This is a genomic window from Kluyvera ascorbata ATCC 33433 (genome assembly GCF_000735365.1).
GTDB classification, from domain to species: Bacteria; Pseudomonadota; Gammaproteobacteria; order Enterobacterales; family Enterobacteriaceae; genus Kluyvera; species Kluyvera ascorbata.
Genome location: NZ_JMPL01000213.1, coordinates 1 through 2738, shown reverse-complemented (window position 1 = coordinate 2738; position 2738 = coordinate 1). Strand labels below are relative to the sequence as shown.

The following is a 2738-nucleotide window of genomic DNA, read 5'->3' as shown; positions in this document are numbered from 1 at the left end:
ACGTGGAAGTTGGTGACGACGTGGCCGGCGTCGTCCCAGATGAAGCCCGATCCAGTGCCGCGCGGCACGGAGAACACGTTGCGCGTCCAGACATCGCGTACTAATTGCGCGGTGGTGATGTAGACCACCGAGGCGCGCGATTTTTCGAACAGTTCGATGGTGGTTTTCTCGTCCGCCGCCAGATCGCCACGCGCCATCACGGTGCGTTCTGCTGCCTCGCGCGGACTGAACCATGCTTCGATGGCGGGCAGAAACTGCCACAGCAGCATGAGCGCGGCAATGCAGGCGGTGATGAAGAGCCCGCGCCGGACGAAGCGGTCCGGCGCGGGGCGTTGGTACGGGTCGAGATAGGCCATGAGACGTCTCCTGTTGATGGGCAATCAGCGCCACAGCCCGCTCGGGCGCCAGCGCGGTGGGCGCGTCGCCAAAGCGGATTCCGGCAAAAAATGGGGCGCGCGGAGTGGCAACGCTGATGCTGGCCCAGGCGCCAACGTCAGCAGGCGTGCGATGCGCTCTTGCGTTGCCGGACGCGTGCGCAAGCAGGAGGGCTCGGGATTGCCCCATCCCGGCCATAGCCAGGCACGCCAGGAGCGGCTGACCCGCTCGATTTTCGCCAGCGCGGACGCCAGCCCCTGCGGGTCGCCAGTCAGTTCCGCCGCAAGGCGGTCAGCGTCGAACTCACGCACGCGAGACAAGCCGAGCAGTGCGAGCAGAGCCAGCTGGGGCGATGCGGCCAATAACAATAGACCAGGCCAATAGACCTCCGCCGCGCCAACCAGCTGCGCGGGCAGGCTGAGCAGGATCGCGATCTGTCCCATAAGGGCCAGTAGGCTCGTGAGGCGACTGTCGGAATCCGCCAGCCCCATGACACGCAGATCCTCATTAGCGATGTGCGCGACCTCGTGCACGAGCACACCCGCCAGCTCGCGTGGGCTCAGGCTGCGCAGCAGGCCATCGGTGAGGGCGATCGATGCCTCCTGCTTCGATCCGGTGGCGAAGGCGTTGACGACGGCACTGGGCACATAGTGCGGCACCGGCGTGGCGGGCAAACCGGCACGGGCGGGCAGCTCGCGCAACCGGGCCCACATCTCGTGGGCTTCTTGCGGGTGCAAGGCCCGTACGCGGTACAGGCGCAAGCTCAGCGCCGACGCGGCTACCGGTTCCAGCAGCAACGCACCTGCAACGGCAAACAGCGCGAGCCACAGGCAGCCTTCCCCAAACGGCAGTCTCCCTGCTGCGGCTGCGATCCCGACCAGGGTCAGGACCAACAGCCCGGTCTGCAGGCGGTTGAGCCAGCGGTGTTGCAAGAGCGCCGTGCGCGGATCACTGGGATGATGACGGGTCATGCTCAGAGGTCTCGGCGGCGCGGTCGCCGCGCTTGCGCAGCAGCCAGTAGGTCGCACCCAGAGCCAGCGTGGCGCTTGCCAGCGCGGCTATCTTTGCGGGGCTCGCGTCGGAGTCGAGGACCACGAACTTGCGGGAGAGTGCGATCAGCGCGATCAGGACCACTGTCTTGACCTGGATGATGCTGTCCCGACGCAGCGCCACGCGCACGATGGAATGCTTGAACTCCATCGCGATCAAGAGCGTCATGATCATACCGAACACGCTCTGGAATACCTTGTGGTCCAGGGGATTGAAGGCATCGAGAACCAGCAGCGTGAAGACGATGGAGATGAGCTGGAACAGCGACACCACGATGATGACGGCGATCACCGCCGACAGCACGAGCGCGACGACCTGCTCGAAGCGCTCGTAAAAACTCATGATGGCTAATTGGTCACGCAAGACCTGAAATGGGTTAAGGCGTGTTGATTTCATGACGATGAACTCCCTGGAAAACGGCTGCTGTCGAGACGGCGGCGCATTGCGTTGATGTGTCCTTCAATCAGCTCGGTCGACATGCCAAGCGTCGACATCACCTGTTCCGCCAGCCCAATAGCTGCGGCAAAGGATTGCTGATACACGCGCACGTTGGGCATGGCGCGAAATGCATCGGCCGCGGTCGTACTTCTGCATGACACCCACAAGGTCAGCGCCGGACGGCGCTCGGCAATCGCCTGGGCGATGCGCAACGCTTGCTGGGCATGGGCGAACGTCAGCACCACCAAGTGCGCATGCGTCAAGCCGGCAGCCAGCAAGGTATCGGGCCGACTGGCATCGCCATGGAACACCGGCGCGCCGGCGGCACGCGCGGCCTCGACCTTCTGCGCGTCCGCCTCCAGCAGCAGATGCGCCACGCCGGCGTGGCGAAGAATCTCGCTGACTGTAAGGCCAAGCTCGCCCGCGCCGCAAACGATGACATGGTCTCGATATCGCGTCGTCTGCGCGGCGATCTCGACTTCTTCAGCCTGGGGTGGCTGAATGACGCCGCCGGTGCGGCTCAAGAACCGGGCAAGTACATCGTGATGGCGGATCAGTAGCGGTGCCAGAGCCATGCTGAGCACCAGCGCGACCAGCATGGGTTGGACGACGGTCGCGGGGATCAGATGCTGCTGCAAGACCGTGCCCAACAACAGCAGGGCGAACTCGCCGCCGTGCCCCAACGCTATGCCCGCGCGCCAGGCATCGAGGGCGGACAGGCGCGTCGCCCGCAAGGCCAGCGTATTGAGCAGGATCTTGACTGGTACCAGCACCACCAGCCACGCCAGCACCGCCAGCGGTGCCGAAAGAATCTGTTGCTGCGTCCAGTTTGCAGGCCGATGGTCACGAAGAACACGCCCGACAACACTATCGCG

General features: G+C 64.7%; 2 protein-coding genes and 2 pseudogenes. All 4 read right to left on the bottom strand.

Going from position 1 to position 2738, the window contains the following annotated elements; genetic code table 11:
* Positions 1 to 356 (bottom strand): annotated as a pseudogene (locus tag GKAS_RS23160) (S1C family serine protease); the annotation flags it as partial.
* A 24-nt stretch (positions 357 to 380) separates the two neighbouring features.
* A complete protein-coding gene (locus GKAS_RS23155) occupies positions 381 to 1346 on the bottom strand; it encodes a zinc metalloprotease HtpX (protein ID WP_003847782.1) in 966 nt (321 codons plus the stop codon).
* A complete protein-coding gene (gene psiE-GI / locus GKAS_RS23150) occupies positions 1324 to 1821 on the bottom strand; it encodes a heat resistance protein PsiE-GI (RefSeq protein WP_003847780.1) in 498 nt (165 codons plus the stop codon). The genes GKAS_RS23155 and psiE-GI overlap by 23 nt, the downstream gene beginning before the upstream one ends.
* Positions 1818 to 2738, bottom strand: a pseudogene (gene kefB-GI, locus GKAS_RS23145) (heat resistance system K+/H+ antiporter KefB-GI); the annotation flags it as partial. The gene psiE-GI and the pseudogene kefB-GI, both read right to left, overlap by 4 nt.

Excerpts from the sequence above, each read along its gene's own strand:
- GKAS_RS23155 (WP_003847782.1), bottom strand. The coding sequence starts at position 1,346 with ATGACCCGTCATCATCCCAGTGATCCGCGCACGGCGCTCTTGCAACAC.
- psiE-GI (WP_003847780.1), bottom strand. The coding sequence starts at position 1,821 with ATGAAATCAACACGCCTTAACCCATTTCAGGTCTTGCGTGACCAATTA.